The organism is uncultured Proteiniphilum sp. (assembly GCF_937873925.1).
Classification (GTDB): domain Bacteria; phylum Bacteroidota; class Bacteroidia; order Bacteroidales; family Dysgonomonadaceae; genus Proteiniphilum.
The window spans coordinates 1-23,319 of the sequence record NZ_CALNAT010000041.1 but is presented as its reverse complement, the minus strand read 5'-3'; the positions used below and the strand labels follow the sequence as shown (position 1 = coordinate 23,319).

The window sequence follows — 23,319 nt, the reverse complement described above, 5'->3', positions numbered from 1 at the left end:
GGGATACCCGAACAACGCGGATTCAAAGACGGCTCGAAAGACGATGCTCTTTTTAATGAACCTCACGGGATTGTTGTAGATGCTGAAGGTATTATTTATGTGTCTGATTATGCTAATAAAAGGATTCGCAGAATTGCTATTGAATAAACAATAACGGGTAAATTTTTTATAATATGCAAAAAATATATTATTTCTTGATTTTTTTCTTTGCGGTGACTTCAGTGTTGTTAGCGCAGGAAGCAGTGTATACGATTAAGGGTACGGTGTCTGATAATATGGATCCGTTAATCGGTGTAACTGTAACGGTACAAGGTAAAATGGGAGGTACTGTAACCGATTTGGATGGAAATTTTTCAATCAGGGCATCTAAAGGTGACAAATTGGTTTTCTCCTATGTAGGTTATGAAACGGTAGAGTATCTTGTAACAGAAGAAGTACAGGATCTGGAAATCAAGCTGGAGAGTACTGCCTATGAAATGGAGGAAGTCGTTGTAACAGCAATGGGTACCCAGCGTAAAATTTCCGCTTTGGCATCCATATCCACCGTATCGGCAAATGAACTTCAAGTGCCTACACCTTCCGTATCCAATTTATTGGGGGGGCGTGTAGCCGGAGTTATTTCGATGGTAAACAGTGGAGAACCGGGCAAAAACCTTGCAGAGTTTTGGGTTCGCGGTATAGGAACTTTTGGGGCAAATAGCAGTGCATTGGTACTGATAGATGGTCTTGAAGGAGATATTAACTCGATTGACCCGGCAGATATCGAAAGTTTCTCCGTGCTGAAAGATGCTTCGGCTACAGCCGTATATGGTGTACGCGGCGCCAATGGCGTGGTGCTTATTACTACCAAGCGGGGAGAAACGGATAGGCTGAGCCTTACAGGAAGAGTCAACTATTCGATTTCCCAAATGCGTCGCTTACCTGAATACCTGAGGGCTTATGATTATGCATTATTGGTCAATGAGGCTAAAGAAGTCCGAGGTGAAGATCCTACATATAATAATATCCAGTTAAATGTCATCCAGGATGGGTTAGACCCTGATTTATATCCGGATGTCAATTGGCAGGACGAAATGATACAGAATTTATCCTTTAAACAGAATTATTATGTTAGCGCACGCGGAGGAGGCAATGTTGCGAAGTATTTTGCGAGCCTTGCAGCCTCCGATGAATCTGCGGCATACAAAGCCGAGAAAAATAATCCTTATGCATCCAATACGGGATACAATACTTACTCCTTACGTTTGAACCTGGATATTAATCTGACCAAAAACACCGTATTGTACTTTGGTGCGGACGGCTTTATTTCCGTTAATAATCGTCCGGGACAAATCAATACGGATTATATCTGGGAGTCACAAGCTAATCTTACTCCTTTGATTTTCCCTGTGCGTTTTTCCAATGGTCAGCTTCCCGCTGCCGGTACAGATAGCGGCATGTCTCCCTATGTGTTGATTAATTATACAGGCAAAACCACAATCAATCATAACAGTAGCTTGTATACTATCGCTATAAACCAGAACCTGGAGAATATCACCAAAGGATTGAAGTTAAGAGTGCAAGGAGCCTATAATCGTAATGGAGACTTTACAGAAAGGCGTTTTACTTTTCCGGCTCAATATAGGGCTATCGGACGCAACGCAAATGGGGAATTATTAACGCGGGAACAGGTTCCGGCGAGTACTTCGGCTTTTTATGGAAGTTCTCAAGCGCAGTGGAGAAAATTCCATTTTGAATCAACTTTAAATTACGACCGGGTATTCAACGAAGATCACAGGGTAGGCGGGCTGGTTTATTTTTACCTCAGCGACCAGCAGGGTACTAACCAATTTTTAGATGATGAAAACGCAAATTTAAGTACAAGTCTGGCACAAATCCCTAAAAGATACATGGGGCTGTCAAGTCGACTTACCTATGGTTTCCGGGATACTTACATGATAGATGTAAACTTCGGATATACCGGGTCGGAAAACTTTATACCGGGTAAACAGTTCGGGTTTTTCCCTTCACTCGCCTTGGGATGGATACCGACAAATTATCAATTTATGCAGGATACTTTTAAATGGATCGACCTGATTAAATTCAGGGCATCCTATGGTACGGTAGGGAATGATCGTATCGGAGGGGGACGTTTTCCTTACCTGAATCGGGTTTCTCAAGGATACGCTGCTGTATGGGGAGCCATGTCTTCTGTTGAAAGCGTTGGCATTGCCCGTGTTGGAGCTGATAATCTGGTATGGGAAGTAGCAAAAAAAGCGAATCTCGGTATCGATGGCGGCTTCTTTGACAATAGCCTGACCGCTACAGTGGATATTTTTAAGGACCGACGCGACGGAATTTTCCAGCCACGTGTGCAAGTTCCTGACTATGTGGGGTTAACGACTTTGCCTTACGGTAATGTCGGAAAAATGGAAAGTTGGGGGTCAGACGGGAATGTTGCTTATACACAGATTCTCGGCAATGATATGGATTTTACGGTACGGGGGAATTATACCTTCGCACAAAATAAAATATTAAACTACGAAAAGACTTATGACGAATACCCGTATCAGGATTATACGGGGTTGCCTAACAATGTATGGCGGGGATATCAGTGTCTGGGATTCTTTAAAGACGAGGATGATATAAAATACAGCCCTAAACAAAGTTGGGGAGAAGTGAAACCCGGCGACCTGAAATATAAGGATATCAACGGCGATGGCAAAGTTGACCAGAACGACCAGGTTCCTATTTCTTACCAGCAGATGTATCCTCAATTGATGTACGGATTCGGGGGTCAGTTCCGTTATAAGAATCTAACGTTAGGGGTTTTGTTTAGGGGTACAGGTAAAGTGGATTATTTCCGGAATAATACGGGGTATATTCCTTTCAATAATGGGGAAATGGGGAATGTATTGGTTCAGTTTAATGACCCTTCCACGCGATGGATACCGAGAGCATATGCTGAAGCACATGGAATGGATCTGTCGCTGGCAGAAAATCCGAACGCTCAATTACCACGTTTGCAATATGGAAATAATTCCAATAATACGCAATTGTCGGATTTCTGGAAAGGGGATGCCCGTTATTTGCGCCTTCAGGAGGTGACAATAAACTACAACCTGAGAAATGATTTCCTGAAACAGACGGGTATTTCATCATTGGACTTACAACTGGTAGGAAATAATCTGTATGTATGGGATAAAGTGAAAATATTTGACCCCGAACAGGCCGATAAGGTTGGGCGTGTTTATCCTATCCCGGCCATATATTCTTTTCAGTTATACGTAAATTTCTAATTAATTGGATTACATAATAATTACAAAGATGAACGTGAAAAAATATAATATAAAAAAAGCCGTTGCAATCAAGTTGATAACTCTCTCTCTGTTTACTACATGGGGACTATCTTCTTGCGATTTTCTGAATATTGACGGCTACGTTGACGATGAATTGAAACTGGATTCGATATTTGCATCCAAACGGTATATTGAAGCATTTATGTGGAACGCGGCAGCACAATTTCAGGATGAAGGAGCCATATTCGGTGGTGGAAGCATGTACACACCGGGGCCCATGGCGACAGACGAAGCTTTCTGCCTGTTTGGTTCGGGGGAGTTTCAGGGAATGGCATTTGTGCTCGGAGAACTCAACGATGCGAATCTTGGTAATTTCAACAGATGGGGACAATGGTACAGGATTATCCGTCAATGCAATACTATTTTTGCCCGTATTGATGAGGCTTCCGACTGGACAGCCGTGGAACGTCTGAATGTAATATCCTATACCCGTTTTATCCGGGCTTACGCTTATTACAATCTCTTGATGAATTTCGGTCCGGTAGTTTTGCTGGGGGATGAGATGCCTAATAACAATGAAGATATTACCTATTACGACCGTCCGCGTGACCTTTACGACGATTGTATGGAATACATCTGTACCGAGTTTGAAGAGGCAGCCTTGTATCTTCCTTCTAAAGTCAACTCGGTTTTGGAATACGGACGTCCTACCAAAGGTGCGGCACTCGCGTTGGTGGCCAGGCTTAGACTGATGCATGCCAGTGATCTTTTCAATGGGGGGCGGGCGGCACGTACCTATTTCGGTAGTTGGACACGAAAAACGGACGGACAACACTACATTCAACAGACTTATGATCCGAGACGCTGGGCAGTTGCCGCCGCAGCAGCTAAACGTGTGATAGATCTCCAGCAAGATGGTTTACCGATGTACCGTCTCCACACAGTGAACGCCGATGATAAAACGCCTCAGTTACCAACCAATGTGAACGATCCGGATTACTATAAGATTTTTCCGGAGGGAGCCGGAGGTATAGATCCTTTCCACTCTTATACAGATATGTTTAATGGCGAAACCGTAATGAATGTCAATCCGGAATTCATCTGGGCGAGAAATTCACCTGTTCTGAGAGAGTATACAAAACATTCGTTCCCTGTTGCCAACGGGGGTTGGAATGGTATGTGCGTGACCCAAAAGGTTGTGGATGCCTACGAAATGGTTGACGGACGTACTATCAATGATGCAAGTGATGAGTATCCTTATAACGAAAACGGATTCACAAGTGAAAGGAAAGAGTTGTACCGCGAATATTATTTGAATGCCAATGTCTACAATATGTATGTGAATCGAGAGGCCCGTTTTTACGCTTCGGTCGGTTTTAGCGAAGGTTTTTGGTTAATGGGATCGACTTCCGATAATACACAAAAAAACCTGACAATTACCTATTATAATGATTCTCCCAATGGAAAAAGCGGAGCGCCTAATCCGAATGACCATCCTATGACGGGCTATGTTTTGAGAAAGTATGTAAACCCGATCGATGCATGGGCAGGTACTGCCGCGAGAAGGATTGATAAACCATTCCCGATTATCCGTTATGCAGAGATCCTGTTGTCATACGCTGAGGCATTGAATCAGCTTGGAGGGGAGAGTTTTACAATTGAAGTTGACGGACAGGCACAAACATTCAGCAGAGATATCAGTGAGATTAAAAAAACGATTAATCTGGTGCGTTACCGCGCCGGTCTGCCGGGACTGCAAGATGCTGATTTAGCTGATGTAAATAAGGTGTTAGAAAAAATTAAAAAGGAACGCATGGTAGAATTCCTGTATGAAAACCGGAGATATTTCGATGTACGCCGATGGGGCGATTATGAAGCATCTGAAAGTGAACCAATAAAAGGAATGAATACAGCAGGCTCGAGAGAAACCTATTATCAGCGTGTTGTACCAACCAGTTATCGTATCTCTAACAGGGTTGTCAACCGGAAAATGATATTTTTGCCGATCCCAAAAGCAGAGATGAGGCGTTTACCTTCATTCGATCAGAATCCGGGTTGGTAAAAATGATTTGTAATTTTTTTTAATAGATAATAAATTATTTTAATCATATGAAATACATAAGATTTACAAACCTATTGTTTGTTTCTATTCTCGTATTTGCCTTGTTGTCATGTAACAGGGACGAGATTTTTGAACGGGAGCAATACAAAGCAGTGGTTGCCTTACTCAGTGATGACGGTTTTAATATTTTTTCTGAGGAGCTGCCATTTTCGGAGGAGGGAGTTGACGGATATATTGCGGCTTCCTGTGGAGGCGTTTTGCCTACGACCGAACCCATAGATATGAGTATCGTTGAAGATGAAAGCCTGCTTTCCTCCTACAATGTAAGTAATTTTGATACGGATGTACATCGTTATGCTCTCTATCTGAGTGCGGACAGGTATGAAATAGAGAAACACAGTATAACTATACCCGCGGGGGAAAGAACGGGCCGGATGCATATCGGCCTGCGTACAGCGGGATTATCTCCGGACTCTGTTTATTGTATTCCGTTCAGGGTAAATTCTTTCTCCGCTTATGAATTTAATCCCAAGAAAAATACTCTACTGTATCGCTTGTATCTGAAAAACGATTACGCGTCTACGAAGGATGGAGATGGGGCTACTATCTACAGTCATCGTGGAAAAAAAGGAACGACGAATACCATGGTACAGAAAAAAGTTTTTCCTACGGCAAGCAATGAGGTGAGGATTATGGCGGGGATTAAGGAATTTCAAAAAGAGGAAGAACTGATAGATAGATGGTCAATCAGGCTTGTGATCGGCGAAGATAATAAAGTGACTATCCTGCCTTGGAATACGTCAGAGTTTGGTATGAAAGTTACCCAAATAGACGGAAATGCAGATTTTCCAAATACATTCAGGATAGTGAACGATGGTTACAATACGTATAAAACGTTCCTGCTTCGTTATAATTATATCGATCCTGACGATGGCAATACGTATGAAATGTCAGAAGAACTGAGATTGGCATTTAGTGAGAGAGATGAATATTAAATAAACAATTTATCTGCAATAAATATGAAATATTTTAAATATCTAAGTATTGTTGTGCTTGCGATAATGGCAGGATGCAATAATTACGATTCGTTTGTTGTGACCGAAAAGCCTTATGTAAATCAAACATCAGTGCAACTATACGTAGGGGAACATGCAGGCGATCGGAATACCGTCCAACTTGTGAGTAGTCCTAGTGGAAAATCATATATATGGACCAGCCAGGATCCCTCTGTGGTTACGGTTAATCAAACGGGTCTGTTGACGGCTGTAGGTGAGGGTATTACTACTGTGACGGTTGCCTCGGCTGACGACCAGATAATTATTGATGTGAATGTAAAAGAATATATTCCACTTACAGGATTTATATTGAGTACTCATTCTGTGATAAGTTTCTGGCAAAATACAACACAGGTTTTTGTTACGTATATTCCTGATAATGCAACGGATGTGAATATTGAATGGACTTCGTCTGACCGAGAAGTCGCAGAGGTTTATAGTAATGGTCTGGTTAAGACCTTAGAAGAAGGAAGAGCTACCATAACTGCAAAATATGGAGATATTGAACAGACAGTAGATGTTTGGGTTCCTGCACCTCCGATGAAAATGAATAAATCGGGTTGGAGTATTCCCGGATACAACCCAAACAGTGATGATGGTACTATCGGGTATAGTTCGCAACAAAGGAGTGATGGTGGCGGCATACCATCCATTATAGACGATAATCTTAACACATACTGGCATGCCAGATGGGGTGGAACCCCCAGCAAGTATCCGCATTGGTTTATTATAGACCTGGGTGAAGAGGTTACAATTGCACAGGTGGGCATGGCGAGACGAACCGGAGATGGTCGTGGACAGAAAGGTTATCAGGTTTTTACTTGTACTGAAAACGGTGCCGTAAACCTAAATGATCCGACCTCATGGGACTGGGAAGATCAAGGCGACATTTCTTTCGATTCAGGCAAGGATGGAATACAGATACAACCCTTGAGCAAGTTTCCAATAGCGCGTTACATAAAAGTATTTATAGCTGAGAAATATAGAGGAAGCAATGACTTTGCCATGGTAGGAGATTTTAGTGTTTATATTTTTAAAGATTAATTACACCTTTCTCATGTTTTTATTATCAAATTTGAGGCTAAAATCCGAAATTCATTGCAGCTACTTTAATCTCTTTGGATTTAATTCCCCTAATCCTAGCCGAATGAAAAAAATTTTCCATTTAATACCTCGGGGATTCTGCCCCGAGGTCGTTTATTCTGTATAAATTTTATACATTTGAGGTATGGTTAATAATTTTCTTGGCTCTCGTATTGTGAGTAATTTAAGTTGTCATCAGGATGCGGTAATAATTGGGTATTATAGGAGGCATTAGCGGTTGGGCCATTGATTTGAAGCGTTATGGAAACGGTTCGGATATGTATGTTGATTTCGTTTGTGTATATGCTTTATATAATGTTGATTACGTGCAGTAAAAGAAATAAACAATGAAGAATGTATTTTTATATCCAAATCATGTTAAATAAATTTCAAGTATGAGAGAACACAGAAAACTCAAAATGGGCATGGTCGGCGGTGGAAGCGATGCCTTTATCGGAGCTATACACCGTCGCGCTGCATTTATGGATAACCTGATCGAACTGGTCTGTGGTTGTTTCAGCGTTAATCCGGAAGTATCGAAGAATTCGGGAAGGGAGTATTTTCTTCCGGATCACCGGATTTATGACAATTATCATGAAATGTTTGAACGCGAAATGGCATTGCCTGAAGAAGAGCGGATGGACTTTGTCACCATCGTGACCCCCAATAAATGGCATTTTGAGCCGGCCATGATGGCATTGGAAAGAGGAATTCACGTGGTGCTCGACAAGCCGATGACCTTTTCTCTCGCAGAAGCGGTAAAGCTCAGGGAAAAGGTGGAAGAAACCGGTCTGGTGCTGGCGCTTACGCACGTCTATTCGGGATACCCTGCCGTCAAAGAGGCGAAAGCCCGGATTGCCGACGGGGAGTTAGGCAAGCTCAGGAAAGTATACGTGGAATACACCCAGGGATGGTTGTCACAACGCATAGAATTACAGGGTGGCAATAATGCCGGATGGAGGACAAATCCCAATACTACCGGTAAAGCGGGATGTATGGGAGATATAGGCACGCATGCCTGGCACCTGGCGGAATATGTGACGGGGCTCAAAGTGCAGGAGGCCTGTGCCGATCTGCAGACTTATGTAGAGGGACGTCCGGTGGATGACGATGGCGCCTCGCTGTTGCGGCTTGAAAAAGGGGTTACCGGCGTACTGATGGCTACCCAGATAGCCACAGGAGAGGCAAACAATATCCGCATTCGCGTATATGGCGATAAAGGAGGACTGGAATGGAGACAGATGGAGCCGAACCGCTTAATTCTGAGATGGGCTGATAAACCCATGCAGGAACTGTATATGGGTAATAACGAATCCCTGAGCGATCTCGCGAGATGGAATACCAGGACGCCTGCCGGACATCCGGAAGGTTTTATCGAAGCATTTGCCAATATCTACCGGAATTTTGCTTTGACTGTGATGGCTAAAAGAAACGGGGAAGTACCCGGCGAACTGATTACCGACTTTCCCACCGTCTATGACGGCGTCAGGGGAATGCAATTTGTGGAAACTATGGTAGAAGCCAGCAGCGATAACCATACAAAATGGTTAAAATGGATTGAATAAAGAGAATTTTTGTCAAAGAAGTACATTTTATACATTCATTTTTTCAAATAGAATAAAATTTCGTACTTTTATAGGCAAATAACGATAATATATAGATAAAAACTATAATTTAAAACCTATTATCAAAAATCGTAATGTCTAAGCGTGCAAGAAGGAACCGGAGAACAGATAAAAAATATCATCAACGGAAAGGTCTTTTCCTGATTATTGGAATACTTATCGGAATTGTTTTTGTCGCGGCCCTGTATCAGACCTCAGTCTATTTTTCCACGAATGAATCATGCATGATGTGCCATGTGCATCCTCATGCGGAAGAGAGTTGGATGCTGTCGGTGCATGTGAACAACGGGAGCGGGGTGATGGTGAACTGCGTGGATTGCCACCTTCCGCCCAAAGACGACACATGGGCTCATTATTCGGCAAAGGCGGCGCTGGGAATGCGTGACCTGTGGGGCTACCTTACCAAGGATCCCGCTGAGATAGACTGGGATAAGAAATCGGAATTGGAACATGCCGTGAAATATATTCCCAACGAATCCTGCGTGAAATGTCATCAGAACCTGTTTCCCCAGGGAATCACCGATGATGGTATCACAGCACATCTTTATTACGAAGAAAATGCGGAAAAGCTCGATCTGCAATGTATCAGTTGTCACCTGGATGCGGGACATTACAATCCTAATTATTCACACGGGCAGATGACGGGAATTCCCGGAGTGACCGGATCCGCAGCAGTGGACACCAGTCTGTTCTATAAAGAAGCGACCCCGGTTGCCACCTTTGCCGATTACACGGAACAGATCCCGGGAACAGCCGTTTCATTCAATATGATCGCGGTCAAAGGAGGTACCTTTACAATGGGAAGTCCCGAAAAAGAACCTTTCCATAATCCGGACGAATCGCCGCAGCATGAGGTTTCCCTGAGTCCGTTCTTTATGGCGGAAGTAGAGACCACATGGGATCAGTACTGGGTATTTTACGCCGAGACGATGAGTGAGGGCCGTACCCCGCCCGAGACAGTGTATGAGAACAATCTGAAAGCAATGGGAGTAGATGCCATATCCGGTCCTACACCTCCGTTCGGTTATCCCGACCAGGGCTGGGGACAGGGCGATCGTCCCGCCATTACGATGACCCATTATGCAGCAGAAACATTCTGTCAGTGGTTGTCGGAAAAGACAGGCAAGAAATACCGCCTCCCCACGGAAGCCGAATGGGAGTACGCTGCCCGCGGAGGGACCCAAACACCCTATTTCTTCCCTGGAAGTCCGAAGGATTTTTCAGACCAGGGATTTATGCGGAATATCTTCAAGCCGAAAACCGACAGTATCACGGCATATGTGGTTTATGACAAAAACAGCGATGGCCGCACACAGTCGCCCTCTGTAGTCAAGACTAATCCGTTCGGATTAAAGAATATGCTGGGGAATGTGATGGAATATACGTCCGACAAATATGATCCCGAAGCATATGCCAAACGCTCGGGAGCTACCCATAACCCCCGCGTGACCGAAGGAGAAGAGTGGGTGGTACGGGGAGGACTCTATTCGTCCGATGCGGCCGACGTGCGCAGTGCAAGCCGTAGCCATACCCAACACGATGCATGGTTGAAAACAGATCCACAGCAGCCGAAGAGTATCTGGTGGTATTCCGATATAAAAGGGATCGGATTCCGCGTGGTATGCGAACCCGATTCGTCTCTTAATTTGAATTAGTATTGAATTTATCTTTCCCGGAGAACTGATCTCATGCGGGAGGATTCTCTATAAGGAGCGTTTTTATAGGGAAAATATAGAATTCTTGATTTCAATCGGCAAATTGGTAAATTAGTAAATCAACAAATCTTACACAATATCCTAAAACAATAATCTAAAACAATCAAAGTAATGAAGAAAGAGAACAATGTAACCAGAAGATCCTTCCTGAAGACTTCTGCCGTAGCAGGGGCAGTAGGAGTGATCGGAACCGGTTCCGCAGCGATCCTGACATCCTGCGGCGGAGCGGAAAAAGGAAAAGGCGTCAATGTACCTTTAAAAGCACCCGGTAGTTATTATATCCCCGATCTCCCCGATCTGGCTGCTGACGGAAAAGAACTGAAAGCAGGCGTCGTAGGTTGCGGCGGACGTGGTTCGGGAGCAGCTATCAACTTTTTGAATGCTGCCAATGGGGTGACCATTGTAGCTTTGGGCGATGTATTTCAGGACAAGGTAGACAGCCTGGCCGAGAAACTGAAGAACGAAAAAAATATCGATATTCCTGCTGACAAACGTTTTGTGGGACTGGATGCCTACAAACAGGTGATCGACAGTGATATCGACGTGCTGATCGATTGTACGCCTCCTTTCTTTCGTGCGGAGCATTTCAAATATGCCGTAGAGAAGAACAGGCATAGTTTCCTGGAAAAACCGATCTGTGTGGATGCGGTAGGGTATCGTACAGTTGTGGCTGCCGCTAAACAGGCACAAGCCAAAAACCTGTCCGTTGTTACCGGAACACAGCGTCACCATGAGCGCAAATACGTAGAATCATACAAGCAAATTATGAACGGCGCTATTGGTGAAATCACCGGCGGAACCGTTTACTGGAACCAGAGTATGTTATGGTACCGCGACCGGCAATCAAATTGGAGCGATTTTGAATTTATGGTACGCGATTGGGTGAATTGGAAATGGCTGTCGGGCGATCATATCGTGGAGCAGCATGTACATAATATTGATGTGTTTACCTGGTTTTCCGGCCTGAAACCTGTCAGCGCTGTCGGTTTCGGCTCACGCCATCGTCGTATAACGGGTGACCAGTACGATAATTTCAGTATTGATTTCACTATGGAGAACGGTATTCATATGCACAGCATGTGCCGCCAGATCGACGGGTGTGCCAACAATGTGAGCGAGTTTATCCAGGGAACGAAAGGATCGTGGACGAGCAATGGCGGACATGTGATCAAAGACCTTGCCGGCAACGTGGTCTGGCAGTATGACGGTGAGGCCGAAAAAGTAGCCTTTACACAGACTGACCCCTATACATTGGAACATGTCAACCTGATTAATTCCATACGGGGTAACAAACCGATCGAGTTGGCATCGGAGACGGCCGTTTCGAATATGGCGGGTATCATGGGACGCGAGTCGGCCTATACGGGACAGGAAGTGACATGGGATACTATGACCGCTTCACCGCTCGATTATACGCCCGCCGACCTGAATATAGGTAAAATGGATATGGCCGGATTTACGGTACCCGTACCGGGAAGTGCAAAATAAAAAGTGGTGATTATGACACTCGACAGGAGAAGATTTTTGAAAACAACCCTCGCCGGATCTGCGGCCGTGGCCATAGGCGGATGCACTTCCTTTGCTTCGGCCAATGGAAAAGACGACGCCTCTTGTGGTAAGGGTAAGGCGAAGCTGAATATTTCTTTCCAGGAAGGTATTGCACCGGGATCCACTCTGAATGAAAAATTCGATTTCATGGAAGAGCATGGCGTGGTGGGTTTTGAGCCTCACGGAGGAGGTATCCGCAACCGCATGCAGGAGTTCAGGGATGCTCTTCAAGGGCGTAATATCAAGGTGAGCGTCATCTGTGCCGGTTTTGAAGGGTTTATTCTTTCTACCGACCCGGAGATTCGGAAAAAGTGCCGTGATACCATGGAGGTGCTGATGATCGCCGCAGGTGAACTCGAAGCCGAAGGCGTGATCATTGTCCCTGCCTTTAACAGCCAGGTACCCGCGATGCCTCACACGCAGGAAACACGTGATTTCCTCTGCGGACAGTTCGATGAGATGGGCGCCTTTGCCCAACAGCACGGGACGACCGTTATTTTCGAGCCGCTGAACCGCAAGGAGGCCTTCTATCTCCGCCAGGTGGCCGATGCCGCCTCCATCTGCCGCGATATCAACAATCCCGGTGTAAAATGTATGGGCGACTTCTGGCATATGACCTGGGAAGAGAATTGCGATATGGCTGCCTTCCTTTCCGCCGGAGAGTACCTGCAGCACGTGCATGTGGCCAGCCGTAAGCGACGCAGCATGCCCGGGGAAGACGGCGAGGCCGATAACTATGTGAACGGCTTCAAAGGGCTCAAGATGATGGGCTATGACAAGTATGTCAGCTTTGAATGTGGCGCCCAGGGAGACCGCAGCATAGTGGTGCCGGCAGCCCTTGAATTGCTTCGTAAACAGTGGGAAGAGGCTTGAGATTCCTTTCATCATATAAAGCATCAATAGTGCTGTTGCTGATCTACGCGATTGGATTGGCAACAGCTACTTTTGTTGAAAAATGGATGGGGACGGAAGCTGCCAGGATGCTGATCTATTATTCACCCCTGTTTTTCTTCCTGCAATTCCTGTTGGTGGTGAATTTTATCCTGATCCTTTTCCGTCGCCATTTTATCCAGAGAAAAAAGTGGGCCATGCTGGTGATTCACTGTGCGCTGGTCGTTATTCTTGCGGGGGCGATGACCACCCTCCTGTTCGGAAAAGAGGGACAGGTGCATATCCGTGAAGGTGAAAAAGCTGATCAGATGGTCATGCATACCTCCAAAGGCATCAAAACGGAAACTTTACCCTTTGTGCTGGAACTGGCCGATTTCAGATTGATCCGTTATCCCGGATCCCAGAGTCCGTCCTCCTACGAAAGCGATCTGCTGGTGCATGTCGACGGGGAGGTACGCGAGGCGAAGGTGTTTATGAACAACGTGCTGGATGTAAAGGGGTATCGTTTCTTCCAAGCCTCATACGACCGGGATGAGATGGGAACCGTCCTCTCTGTAAGCAGGGATGTGGCAGGACGGACCGTTACCTATACCGGTTATTTCCTACTAGGGATAGGTTTTCTCCTTATGTTCTTTATGCCGTTTTCCCGATTCCATAAGTTGCAGCAGCAATTGAAAGAGACGAGAGAGCATATCAGGAAAGGTGCGGTTGTCCCGGCTTTCCTGATAATTGTGGCATCCGGTTACGCACAGAATACCCCGGGAGGTTCGATGTCTGAAGCAGTACGGCAAAACAGGATTCCTCCGGAACACGCGGCCCGGTTCGGTGCGTTGCCGGTGCAATTCCGCGGGCGGACAATGCCTATGAATACATTCTCTTCGGAAATTCTCCGGAAAGTACATAAGGAACAGACATTCGGCGACCTCAATCCCGATCAGTTCCTACTCGGTCTCCTCGCCATGCCGCAAATGTGGATGCAGGTACCTCTCATCGCCCAGCCCGATAAACAGATGAGCGTGCAATATAACCTCTCCGGTGAGTATGTATCCTACTATCATCTTTTTGACCGGCAGGGGAATTACAGGCTGCTGCCTCAATTGCAGGAAATCTACCATCGGCCTGCGGATACAAGGACTGCTTCGGAAAAAGACCTCATAAAGTTCGATGAACGGGTGAATATCCTCTATCAGTTGCTGAATCATACCATGCCCGGGATCTTTCCCGATGCGGGTGATCCTTCCCATACCTGGTATGCCCCGGGTGACGATCTTTCCGTGTTCCCCGAGGCGGATTCGATCTTTATTACGCAGGCGTTCGAACGGTATCTTTCGGAAGTGAGGCAAGCGATGAAGAGCGGCGACTGGAGTAAACCGGACGAGGCATTGAGTGTGATTGAGGCACACCAGTTGAAAAACGACAAAGCCTCTCTTATCCAACCGGAGAAACTGCAGGCTGAGATCCGCTACAACCGGATGGATCTCTTTAATCGTATTAAAGTCGGTTATTTTATCACCGGCGGACTGTTGCTCATTGTCGCCTTAATGCAACTGCTGCGCGAAAAGCGATGGAAACGTTATGCGGCTGCCGTACTCACCGTCTGCATCGTGTTATTGTTCCTTTGTCATATGTCCGGCATGGGGATGCGGTGGTATATATCGGGATACGCGCCCTGGAGCAATTCGTATGAGACCATGGTCTATGTGTCGTGGGCCACCGTACTGGCCGGTTTTATCTTTGGACGAAAAAGCACCCTTACCCGTGCGCTTGCCGTACTTTTCGGCGGCGTTATTCTTTTTGTGACCGCCCTCAACTGGATGGATCCGCAGATCAATACGCTGGTGCCTGTGTTGAAATCGCCCTGGTTGATGTTTCATGTAGCAGTGATCGTGTCCGCCTACGGATTTTTCGGCATCAGCTTTCTGCTGGGTATCACCAATCTCTCGATGATGGCTTTTGCAGAGAACAGCCCCCGTTTGCCCCATCGCATCAAAGAATTGAGTATCATTAATAATATGTCGTTGTTGGTAGGGCTTGTACTGATGGCTACCGGCACATTCCTCGGCGCCGTTTGGGCCAACGAATCGTGGGGGAGGTACTGGGGATGGGATCCTAAGGAGACCTGGGCGTTGATCACCGTAGTGATCTATTCCATTGTAACCCATTTGCACCTGGTGAAGAGATGGAACAGCCAGTGGCTTTTTAACCTGCTCTCGGTTTTTGCTTTCGCCTCTGTCCTGATGACTTTTCTTGGCGTCAACTATTTCCTTAGCGGGATGCACTCTTACGGTCAGACGGAAGGTATATCTTCTGTTTTTATGTATATTGGAGCTGCCTTTGCAGCGCTCGGTATCCTGGGCGTCCTTTCTTACACGAAGAGAAATCGATCTATTGATTAGCAGATTTACTAATTGGCAGATTAGCAGATTTACTGATTATAATTAAACTACTAATTATCAATTAATTGGCATATTGTCACATTAACAAATTAACACATTGATTATGGTCCACTGGGGATTTATCGGTTGTGGAGCTGTCACCGAAAAGAAGAGTGGTCCGGCTTTCAGTAAGGTCACAGGGTCGGATGTGGTAGCAGTGATGCGCCGTGATGGAGAAAAGGCGAAAGATTATGCCCGCCGGCATGGGATAGGGAAGTGGTACGATAACGCGGACGATCTGATCCACGATCCGCAGGTAAATGCGGTTTATGTGGCTACGCCTCCCGGGTCGCACGTGGAATATGCAGTGGCTGCCATGAAAGCAGGCAAACCTGTGTATGTGGAAAAGCCGATGGCCGCTTCCTACGAAGAGTGTCTTCAGATAAACCGGCTTTCCGAAGAGACTGGCGTACCTTGTTTTGTAGCCTACTATCGCCGGACATTGCCCTATTTTCTCAGGGTGAAGCAACTGATCGATGAGGGATTACTGGGTGATATTTCCACGGTGCAGATCCGTTTCGCTATTCCCCCTTATGAGGAAGATTACAACGGCAAAAATCTGCCGTGGCGGGTGAAAAAAGAGATTGCCGGTGCAGGGTATTTCTATGATCTGGCTTCCCATCAACTCGACCTGCTCGATTATCTCTTCGGGGAGATCACCGATGTCTGCGGCTTCACCCATAATGTGGCAGGATTATATGATGTGGAGGATAGTGTAACCGCCGCTTTCCGGTTCAAATCGGGCGTAGCGGGCAGCGGAAGCTGGAGTTTTGTCGCTCCTGTGAACACCCGTACGGATCTGATCGATATCTCCGGTACAAAAGGCAGGCTGACCTGTGCCACTTTTGATTTTTCACCCATCCTGCTGGAAACGGCGGCGGGCGTACAGGAATTCCATGAAAAGAATCCGGAGAACATCCAGTACTACCTGGTCGAAAGTATTGTCAACTACCTGAACGGCCACGGCAATATACCTGTCAGCACCGGTATATCGGCAGCACGTACCAATTGGGTAATGGATAAGATATTAGGAAGGTGAATAATGTGCCAATGGCCCAATTGTAGTCGCCAACTCGGGGCCTTTATAGGAACAAATATATCACGCTTTATGTGTTGCAGGTTGATACAAGTAAGAAGTTTGCGTAAACCTCAATTCGTGCAATTGATTGAACGATACCTATTAGTTGTACATTGAAGTGTCCCTTCTAAAAACGGTTTTTAAAAATGGTGGGATTAATAGTGAGGCTCACATAGGCCCAGTCTTGCCAGGCATCGGGATTGCCGGGGCGTCCTTTGGCGATAGGCATGGCGTCGGTAGCCAGCATAAAGGAATACCCCCCTTCCAACATAATATATTTGCGGATGGGGTAGGTAAAGGTGAAATCTATTTCCGAGCCTAATACTTTTTTCTCTGTTCCATCCACATCGATTGGCTGCTCAGAAGAGAAGTGATGGTACCTTAGGTCTAACTTCAATTTCTTCCATGGATTCCACTGCAGACCGATATATTTATCCCAAACGCCATAATAGTCGTATCCCTTGAAATAGTCCATCGATCCCATGAAGGAATGGTTGGAGCGATACAACAGATCCATACGGGTCACCTTTTTCGCGTCGGGATCCTGTCCGGGGTGAAACTCCGTTCCTCCATAAAGGGCGAATTGTGAATTGAGCGCGTAGCGTCCCCTCAATGCCAACATATAGGCGCTCACCTTTTCGTCATTGCTGTTGGTACCCGTCTGATAATAGAACGTTCCCATGATATTCCAGATATTGTTTTTGTAGCCGATGTTACTGCCCATGGTTTGCATGTAGGCTTTCCTCGGATCGGCCGGAAGCCCTTGTGCCGGGTTGGCGGGATCCCCCACTTCAAAGCCGAGATTGACGAAAAGGGCCGAAGCGGTAAACCCGTTCGGGTTACGGTATTGGTACCACAGGGTTTGCATATTTTGATAAGGCTGTCCCACGGGCTCGTAAAAAGTCCCTTCGTTGGTTTTCTCACCCGACTGATTGTAGGCGAATGCCAGATGCAGTGTGTTCATCGCATTCTCGTAACCCACTTTTAGCGCGTCATGCCATATGCCGGTGGGTGTCCAACTTGACTCCGACAGGATGCGTCCGTCATCATAACTTAACGACTGGCGCCCTATTTTGGCGAAGAACCCGTTATGTATCATCTGTGCCCATGCTTCATGCATGGTAAAGCGGCTGCCGTCGTTATCATTTTGCCGCTTCTGTCCCCATATAGAAACATCCTGGGCGGCTATCCTGGCAGAGAAGAATCCGTTGTCGAAGTTAGCACCTATACGGGCGCGGTTGGAGATAAAGGCCGATGCCTTATCGGTTTCCAAACGGGGATAGGAATATCCGTGACGGTATTCGAACCGGGGACGGAGGTTAATATCCATGGAGAATTCACCCCCTTTTTCTTCCTCTTGCGCGTTCATAGGAAGAGGAAATGTAAAGGCTGCCAGAAGTACAATAACGATGAATTTTTGCATGACAAATTAAGTTGAGAGTTTGTTATTTACCTGTTTATTACGAACGATAAAGATACATAAATTTTTTAGAAATGATATATCTCTTAACAGATTTGTTGATTTGCGGTACATCATCACATCATCGAATTATCCCATCAACTCTTCCGGTTTTTTCTCCAGATCTGCCAGGAATTCACTAAGTTCTGCCATAGCACATACATTCCCGGGCCCAGCGTAGCGAGCGGGTTCAGGTAGGTTTGTGCCAGCCAGATGGCGAGCACCGTATTTTTCTGTCCCAGTCCCTGCCCTCCGGCTATTGTTCGTCCGAAACGGGTGCCGATCTTCCTGCCGAAGTAGAACTGAAAAAGACAGATTACCAGCGATGTAGCCGTAATGATTATTTCCAGTGTATAATTGTTATCGCTCTGCAGCCGCACATATTGGGTAATATTGCCGATTACTATAGTAAGGGCGACTGCCCAGAGATAGAAAGAGACGATCTGTGCCGATTGGATTTTCCGGTGTAGTGGAGGGGCTGTTTTTCTCAGCAGCAGCGCCACTATGAACGGTAGGACAAGAATAGGGATAACACTGCGGAAGATATGCCAGAAGGAGGTAGCAAATGAGGCGGTCTCGCCGCTCTTCCCGATCAGGGAGAGGAAAACAGGTGCGATAAAGGCTACAGAGAGGTTGCTGATAATGGAGTAGGCTGCGGTCGCCGCGATACTGCCTCCCAGTATTCCGGCCACAACAGGCGCCGAAGTAGCCGTTGCCGTCAGCACGCAGATCATAGCCGCCTGTGCAAGGATCTCGTTGAACGGTCGGAGCGCCAGGTATATCAGCGCACTTCCCACATACTGAATGGAAAGGAGAATATAATGGAATTTTGTGAGTTTGATATCGCTCCATTTTACGCGGCTATAGGTGATGAAGAGCATCATCGAAAGCAGGTAAGGAATGACGGGAGAGAGTATCGATAATTGCCTGTGAAACATGATCCCCAGGATCATCGCGATGGGGAGCAGGTATTTCTCCGTATATTTCCGCATATCAGTTGTAATAGTTCCCGGGGGTTGTGGAATTATCCGATTTCCGGAACATATCTTTGAAGCGGATGTCGGTCATCCACTGTTTACTGTCGAACACGTAATCGGAGATGAATTGCTCGATCTCCGGCAGGAATTCCTGCATGGGATATTCCGACGCCTCGTGTCCTACATTTTCCATACTGTAGAACATATACGGATAACGTTCGCTCCTGAATTTTTTTGCCAACGACTTCGAACCGAACATGCCCCGGCTGAAAAACCGCGTCTTGTCATAAGGTACCAGCTTGTCCGCACTGCCGTGGAAGAAAAGGGTGGGAGCCGGACGTTGTGCATAGGACGGCACACCCTCGGTACTGAAGATAGCGCCGGCAAAGGAAATCACACCCGCATAGCGGAAATCTTCCGGCAGCACATCCGCAGAGGGATGTTTATCCCTTTTTTCGTAATCGGCTTGCAATACGGTAATGGCGCCCGCACTCGATCCGCTGATGATGATGAGTGACGGGTCGATACGAAGCTCTCCGGCATTCTCCAGCAGATAGGCGGTTGCGGAATAGAGATCGGCAACTGCCTGGTCGATGGCGTTCCGTAATGGTTTATTATTGAATATTCCCGGCGCCTTCTGTCCTTTCATTCCCAGACGGTAGTCGATAGAAACCACGGTGAAGCCTCTGACGGCGAAATAGTTGAAAAAAGGGCTATAGATCTCTGCATCCCGTTTACCCTCCTTGAAGCCGCCGCCGAAGACAAACATCAGGCAGGGCTGCGGCTGCAGGGGCACAGAGTCGCTTTTATAAATATCCATCTTCAGTTCTTCCCCTGCTTCCATAGTGGTGTAAAGGCGTGTCTCTTTCCGTACTGCCTGGCCAAAGAGGACCAGCGTCAGAAAGAGGAAGACAGTCAGCAGTAATATTTGTTTGTCAATCATCACATTATTAATTAGCCGATTTACAGATATACTGATTAACAGAATTATAATTGCCAATTACCTGTAAAAAGTGAAAAATGAAAAACTAAAAGTGAAAAATCAATACATTAGTCACATTGGCACATTAGCCTTCTGATATAAAATCAGTAACCAGTTTCAATACTTCTGCTTTGGCCTGATCGTAATCGTCGTTGTAGACCGTCACATCAAATCGGGGGGCGAAACTCATCTCATATTCAGCTTTTGCGAGGCGGTTTTCGATCACTGGGGGAGAATCGGTTCCCCGCTTCTCGAGACGTTCACGCAGTGTTTCCACCGACGGTGGCATCACAAAAACACTCAATGCGCGGTCACCGTATATTTTTTTAATGTTCAATCCGCCAATACAATCCACATCAAAGACAACGTTCACCCCTTCGGCGAGAATACGGTCTACTTCGCTTTTCAGGGTGCCGTAGAATTTGTCTTTATATACCTCTTCATATTCGAGAAACTCGTTATTAGCAATGCGCCTGCGAAATTCTTCCGGCGTGAGAAAATAATATTCCACACCATCTCTCTCTTCTCCGCGAGGCTTACGGCTGGTTGCCGAGACCGAGAACCGGATGTTCAGTCCCTGCACCAGTAAAAATCGTACCAATGTTGATTTACCTGCACCTGAGGGTGCTGAAAAGATGATCAGTTTGGCCATTGTTATTCCGTTTTCCGGTGTCGGCACTCACAGCCCGACCGGTAATTATAATACATTTAAAATCTGCTCTTTCATTTGCTCAAGTTCATCTTTCATCTGTACCACAATTCGTTGCATATCTGACTGGTTGGACTTTGAACCGAGGGTATTGATCTCACGACCTATCTCCTGCGCGATGAATCCGAGCTTCTTTCCCTGGGGCTCTATCTCTTTCAGCGTAGCGGTAAAGTAATCCAGATGATGTGCCAGACGGTTTTTTTCCTCATTCAGATCCAGCTTCTCAATATAGTAGATCATCTCCTGTTCAAACCGGTTTTTATCGTATTCGATCCCTTCCAGGCCTTTCAATCCTTCACGGATACGGCTCTTGACCTTTTCGACCCTTTCTTCTTCAAAAGGTTCCACGGCTTCGAGCAGAGAGCGGATATTGCAGATCTTTGTCGTCAATACCTGCGCCAGCATTTTCCCTTCCTGCCTGCGGAAGGCTATCGCTTCGTCTACAGCACGGTTGACAGCCTGTTCAATGATGTTCCACTCTTCGTCGCTCAGTTCTTCCTGTTCCTGTTTCATCACATCCGGAAGCCGTAACAGCACCGAAAACCATTCCTGTGGCTGGGGAATATTCAATTCAACCGCCAGGCCCGTGATTTCCCGGTGATATTGGCTTAACACATTGTGATCGATCTTCGATGTCACATCTTTGGCAATCACCTCCACATTCATGGAAAAATCCACTTTTCCACGCACCAGACGGCGGGCAAGTGAATTTCGCAAGGCGATCTCCTTTTCGCGATAAGCGAAGGGGAGACGTATAAACAGATCAAATTGCTTGCTGTTTAATGACTTTATCTCAATTGTTATTTTTTTGTTCGGGAGTTCTGCAACAGCTTTGCCGTATCCCGTCATCGACTGTGTCATTTTGTATATTTTGCACAAAGGTAGGGATTTTCGGCCTACTTTATGCATTTTCCATTCGCTTCTTTTTATATTCTTCCTCTTTCAGGTCCCGATCCACTTTGTCGCGTTCATCAGCCAGCCTGAGGAGATTACGGGCTTCCACAAGATTGGATATCAGCAGCACGATACAGGCGGCAGAGGCAAGGTATTGTATGGAATTCGGGACGAAGACCTCAATGGTGATAATGGTTCCTAATAACAAACGGACTTCTGTCGGGCCAAAGATGCCTGAGTCGATAGAATACTGACCGCTGATCTTATAACGTAACTGGGCGGTGATCATCTCCCATCCGTACAGAACGACGAAGAAAAAACCCGCGTATTTCCACCAACCGGGAGCATAAAGGGTATAACCGAGCCCGATAAGGAAAGTGCCGATCCAGTCTACCGTTACGTCGAGTGAGAATCCATACCATTTACGGGGTTTGTTGCGGTAGTAAGCGAGCCGTCCGTCGAGCGAGTCTCCTATCCAGTTGATCAGAAAGCCGGGCAGGGAGAGCAGCAGCCAGTAACGGTTCAGAAAGGCTCCCATCACAAAACCGGAGGCAACCGTTACGTTGCCGAAAAAGCCGATGGCTGTAAGCCCGTCGGAAGAAATACAGGAAGGTATTTTCTGTACCAGGTAGGCAATGGTTTTTTGTTCCCACTCACGAAGCATATTTGTTCTCCGGCGATCACTTGAGATCAGCCGCAGTGATTTGGCCATTTCTCGTCTGTTTTTTTTCATACGACTTTTTATTTTAATCTCATCCACGTACCTTGTGCAAATGTAGTCAATAAATTTAATGTTACGAATTTGTGACGGAAAATTTTATGAATAAAAAGACCGTTCCGGAAGGAACGGTCTTTTGTCAGGTCAGAAAACTGCGTTATTATTGTTCGCTGTTTTCATTCTCATCGGTGGGGACAATCAGCTTGTACCCTTTACCGTGAATATTGATAATCTCGATATTGGGCTCCGGTTTCAGCAATTTGCGTAACTTCGTGATATACACATCCATACTGCGTGCATTGAAATAGGTGTCCTCTTCCCAGATCTGTTTCAGAGCGTGGTTTCGTTCCAGTATATCATTTGCGTGCGCGCAGAGGAGCGAAAGCAGTTCAGACTCTTTGGTGGTCAGTTTGGTGTGGGTATCACCAATAGTGAGAATTTGCTTTTGCGTGTCGAACGTCATTGTTCCGAAGTTATATACCTGCTGTTCTTTACTCTTTTTACCTTTCACACGGCGGATGATCGCTTCGATACGAAGCACCAGTTCTTCCATGCTGAACGGTTTGGTGATGTAATCGTCGGCGCCTGCTTTGAACCCTTCCAACACATCTTCCTTCATGTTTTTCGCAGTCAGGAAGATCACGGGTATTTCCGTATTGATGGTCCTTATCTCTTTGACAAGCGTTATCCCGTCTTTTTTTGGCATCATTACATCCACAATGCAAAGATCATACTTTGTCTTCACAAATCCTTTGAAACCGGCTTCCCCATCGGGAAACAGATCGGTGTCAAACCCTTTTGCCTGGAGAT

At 46.2% G+C, this 23,319-nt stretch carries 18 protein-coding genes; 11 read left to right on the top strand and 7 right to left on the bottom strand.

Going from position 1 to position 23,319, the window contains the following annotated elements:
- The first annotated feature begins 3 nt into the window (after window positions 1-3).
- The 11 genes from Q0502_RS18915 to Q0502_RS02805 all read left to right on the top strand — a co-directional run bounded on the left by Q0502_RS18915 (window position 4) and on the right by Q0502_RS02805 (window position 16,731).
- Window positions 4-147 carry a hypothetical protein gene (locus tag Q0502_RS18915; RefSeq protein WP_366521740.1) on the top strand — a complete coding sequence of 48 codons (144 nt, stop codon included), beginning with the start codon at window positions 4-6 and terminating at the stop codon, window positions 145-147.
- A 26-nt stretch (window positions 148-173) separates the two neighbouring features.
- Window positions 174-3,278 (top strand): TonB-dependent receptor, encoded by a 3,105-nt coding sequence (locus tag Q0502_RS02850; protein ID WP_298646888.1) that lies wholly within the window; start codon window positions 174-176, stop codon window positions 3,276-3,278.
- Window positions 3,279-3,306: 28 nt separating this feature from the next.
- Window positions 3,307-5,340 (top strand): RagB/SusD family nutrient uptake outer membrane protein, encoded by a 2,034-nt coding sequence (locus tag Q0502_RS02845; RefSeq protein ID WP_298646885.1) that lies wholly within the window; start codon window positions 3,307-3,309, stop codon window positions 5,338-5,340.
- A gap of 47 nt (window positions 5,341-5,387) precedes the next feature.
- Window positions 5,388-6,335, top strand: coding sequence for a DUF4361 domain-containing protein (locus Q0502_RS02840; protein ID WP_298646882.1), 948 nt, complete (start codon window positions 5,388-5,390; stop codon window positions 6,333-6,335).
- Window positions 6,336-6,389: 54 nt separating this feature from the next.
- Complete coding sequence (locus Q0502_RS02835) at window positions 6,390-7,439, top strand: Ig-like domain-containing protein (protein ID WP_298646880.1); 1,050 nt, start codon at window positions 6,390-6,392, stop codon at window positions 7,437-7,439.
- A 434-nt stretch (window positions 7,440-7,873) separates the two neighbouring features.
- Window positions 7,874-9,043, top strand: coding sequence for a Gfo/Idh/MocA family oxidoreductase (locus Q0502_RS02830; RefSeq protein WP_298646879.1), 1,170 nt, complete (start codon window positions 7,874-7,876; stop codon window positions 9,041-9,043).
- Window positions 9,044-9,177: 134 nt separating this feature from the next.
- Window positions 9,178-10,758 carry an SUMF1/EgtB/PvdO family nonheme iron enzyme gene (locus Q0502_RS02825; RefSeq protein ID WP_298646876.1) on the top strand — a complete coding sequence of 527 codons (1,581 nt, stop codon included), beginning with the start codon at window positions 9,178-9,180 and terminating at the stop codon, window positions 10,756-10,758.
- A gap of 171 nt (window positions 10,759-10,929) precedes the next feature.
- On the top strand, window positions 10,930-12,306 hold the full coding sequence (locus Q0502_RS02820) for a Gfo/Idh/MocA family oxidoreductase (protein ID WP_298646873.1): 1,377 nt from the start codon (window positions 10,930-10,932) through the stop codon (window positions 12,304-12,306).
- Window positions 12,307-12,318: 12 nt separating this feature from the next.
- Complete coding sequence (locus tag Q0502_RS02815; RefSeq protein WP_298646871.1) at window positions 12,319-13,239, top strand: TIM barrel protein; 921 nt, start codon at window positions 12,319-12,321, stop codon at window positions 13,237-13,239.
- Window positions 13,224-15,653, top strand: a complete 2,430-nt coding sequence (ccsA, locus tag Q0502_RS02810; protein WP_298646868.1) for a cytochrome c biogenesis protein CcsA — start codon at window positions 13,224-13,226, stop codon at window positions 15,651-15,653. The genes Q0502_RS02815 and ccsA overlap by 16 nt, the downstream gene beginning before the upstream one ends.
- 103 nt (window positions 15,654-15,756) lie before the next feature.
- Window positions 15,757-16,731, top strand: a complete 975-nt coding sequence (locus Q0502_RS02805) for a Gfo/Idh/MocA family oxidoreductase (protein WP_298646866.1) — start codon at window positions 15,757-15,759, stop codon at window positions 16,729-16,731.
- Window positions 16,732-16,897: 166 nt separating this feature from the next.
- On the opposite strand, the gene Q0502_RS02800 is transcribed toward Q0502_RS02805, so the two are convergent.
- From Q0502_RS02800 to Q0502_RS02770, 7 genes are all read right to left on the bottom strand, one after another.
- Complete coding sequence (locus Q0502_RS02800) at window positions 16,898-18,193, bottom strand: alginate export family protein (RefSeq protein WP_298646863.1); 1,296 nt, start codon at window positions 18,191-18,193, stop codon at window positions 16,898-16,900.
- A 134-nt stretch (window positions 18,194-18,327) separates the two neighbouring features.
- Window positions 18,328-19,221, bottom strand: coding sequence for a transporter (locus Q0502_RS02795; RefSeq protein ID WP_298646861.1), 894 nt, complete (start codon window positions 19,219-19,221; stop codon window positions 18,328-18,330).
- 1 nt (window position 19,222) lies between these two features.
- Window positions 19,223-20,149 (bottom strand): alpha/beta hydrolase, encoded by a 927-nt coding sequence (locus Q0502_RS02790; RefSeq protein WP_298646859.1) that lies wholly within the window; start codon window positions 20,147-20,149, stop codon window positions 19,223-19,225.
- A 124-nt stretch (window positions 20,150-20,273) separates the two neighbouring features.
- Entirely contained in the window at window positions 20,274-20,840 is a 567-nt protein-coding gene (gene gmk, locus Q0502_RS02785; protein ID WP_298646857.1) for a guanylate kinase, read from the bottom strand.
- 45 nt (window positions 20,841-20,885) lie between these two features.
- Window positions 20,886-21,758, bottom strand: coding sequence for a YicC/YloC family endoribonuclease (locus tag Q0502_RS02780; RefSeq protein ID WP_298646855.1), 873 nt, complete (start codon window positions 21,756-21,758; stop codon window positions 20,886-20,888).
- 40 nt (window positions 21,759-21,798) lie between these two features.
- On the bottom strand, window positions 21,799-22,524 hold the full coding sequence (locus Q0502_RS02775) for a CDP-alcohol phosphatidyltransferase (protein ID WP_298646853.1): 726 nt from the start codon (window positions 22,522-22,524) through the stop codon (window positions 21,799-21,801).
- Between the two features lie 145 nt (window positions 22,525-22,669).
- A partial coding sequence (locus Q0502_RS02770; protein ID WP_298646850.1) for a response regulator transcription factor occupies window positions 22,670-23,319 on the bottom strand: 650 nt, incomplete at its 5' end.

Bases quoted from the DNA above. Each gene is read 5' to 3' on its own strand.
- Q0502_RS02850 (WP_298646888.1), top strand. From the start codon at position 174: ATGCAAAAAATATATTATTTCTTGATTTTTTTCTTTGCGGTGACTTCA.
- Q0502_RS02845 (WP_298646885.1), top strand. From the start codon at position 3,307: ATGAACGTGAAAAAATATAATATAAAAAAAGCCGTTGCAATCAAGTTG.
- Q0502_RS02840 (WP_298646882.1), top strand. From the start codon at position 5,388: ATGAAATACATAAGATTTACAAACCTATTGTTTGTTTCTATTCTCGTA.
- Q0502_RS02830 (WP_298646879.1), top strand. From the start codon at position 7,874: ATGAGAGAACACAGAAAACTCAAAATGGGCATGGTCGGCGGTGGAAGC.
- Q0502_RS02825 (WP_298646876.1), top strand. From the start codon at position 9,178: ATGTCTAAGCGTGCAAGAAGGAACCGGAGAACAGATAAAAAATATCAT.
- Q0502_RS02820 (WP_298646873.1), top strand. From the start codon at position 10,930: ATGAAGAAAGAGAACAATGTAACCAGAAGATCCTTCCTGAAGACTTCT.
- Q0502_RS02815 (WP_298646871.1), top strand. From the start codon at position 12,319: ATGACACTCGACAGGAGAAGATTTTTGAAAACAACCCTCGCCGGATCT.
- Q0502_RS02805 (WP_298646866.1), top strand. From the start codon at position 15,757: ATGGTCCACTGGGGATTTATCGGTTGTGGAGCTGTCACCGAAAAGAAG.
- Q0502_RS02800 (WP_298646863.1), bottom strand. From the start codon at position 18,193: ATGCAAAAATTCATCGTTATTGTACTTCTGGCAGCCTTTACATTTCCT.
- Q0502_RS02795 (WP_298646861.1), bottom strand. From the start codon at position 19,221: ATGCGGAAATATACGGAGAAATACCTGCTCCCCATCGCGATGATCCTG.
- Q0502_RS02790 (WP_298646859.1), bottom strand. From the start codon at position 20,149: ATGATTGACAAACAAATATTACTGCTGACTGTCTTCCTCTTTCTGACG.
- gmk (WP_298646857.1), bottom strand. From the start codon at position 20,840: ATGGCCAAACTGATCATCTTTTCAGCACCCTCAGGTGCAGGTAAATCA.
- Q0502_RS02780 (WP_298646855.1), bottom strand. From the start codon at position 21,758: ATGACACAGTCGATGACGGGATACGGCAAAGCTGTTGCAGAACTCCCG.
- Q0502_RS02775 (WP_298646853.1), bottom strand. From the start codon at position 22,524: ATGAAAAAAAACAGACGAGAAATGGCCAAATCACTGCGGCTGATCTCA.